At 41.5% G+C, this 908-nt stretch carries 1 protein-coding gene; it reads right to left on the bottom strand.

Annotated features, from left to right (window positions below; all coding sequences use genetic code 11):
- The coding region (locus QZ359_RS08520) for a glycoside hydrolase family 38 C-terminal domain-containing protein (protein WP_293965726.1) at positions 1-908 on the bottom strand (908 nt) is incomplete at both ends.

Raw genomic sequence — 908 nt, 5'->3', positions numbered from 1 at the left:
CTTGTTGGTGTTGTGGATTTTCAGGATTTTCCCAAGAAGCTGCTGGTTTATTTGGTCTTGTCACAACTTCATAGATGCTTTCAGAATCGTTACTTGGGCGAGTGTTATGAGTTTTAACCAAGAGACGGATGCGGTGGTCTTTAGCAGTATTTGTAAAGCGAGTCTTGAAGCGAAGTTGTGGACTATCTACAAAGACGGTCATCTCAGTTTCAAGAGGAATGGTTGTCAACTCTTCTGAACGACCTGCATCTCGTTTCATGAACTCGATGATACCTCTTTGTTCAGCATCCAATTTTTCATCTGCACTGACCGGAATCGTCAAGTCATGTTTGAGCAATACCTTAGCATAGCGAGCATTGTTTTCTAAGACTTCGTATCCTTTCAATTGAGCATAGATTGGCTCAGTACCTTTTGGTTGGAAGTAAATATACTCGTTTCCGATATCTCCACGGTCTTCAAAGCGGATAAAGTCTTCGTAAGCTTCATTTGTAGTCTTGTCATAGACTGTGATTCCTTCATCTACACTCACAGTTACAAACGGTGTATCAATAACCCCATTTTGATAAATACCATCTCGGTATTCTACTTGGCCTTCAACCAATTGGAAACTAGCCCAAGAAAGTGGAGCAAGATGAACTGGGATTGTCACGCGCACTTGACGTGCAATATAGGGTTGACGGAATTTATCTTTAGGCAAAGTATAGCCAAAACTTGCTCCCAAGTCTTCAATCTTAGCTTCAAGGACATGGCCATCCAAATCTTCAACATGGTAATCTGCCAAGGTCACGGCTGCCATCTTCTTGTAACCTTCAGTCGGATGTAATTCTTTAAAATCACAAGTCACAACATCCACTACAACACTGACTGTATCAACCTTGTCATGTAAAGCTGTGTTGACAACGGTAAAG

It is taken from the genome of Streptococcus sp. (assembly GCF_019414905.1).
Classification (GTDB): domain Bacteria; phylum Bacillota; class Bacilli; order Lactobacillales; family Streptococcaceae; genus Streptococcus.
This window is presented reverse-complemented; position numbering and strand designations above follow the sequence as displayed.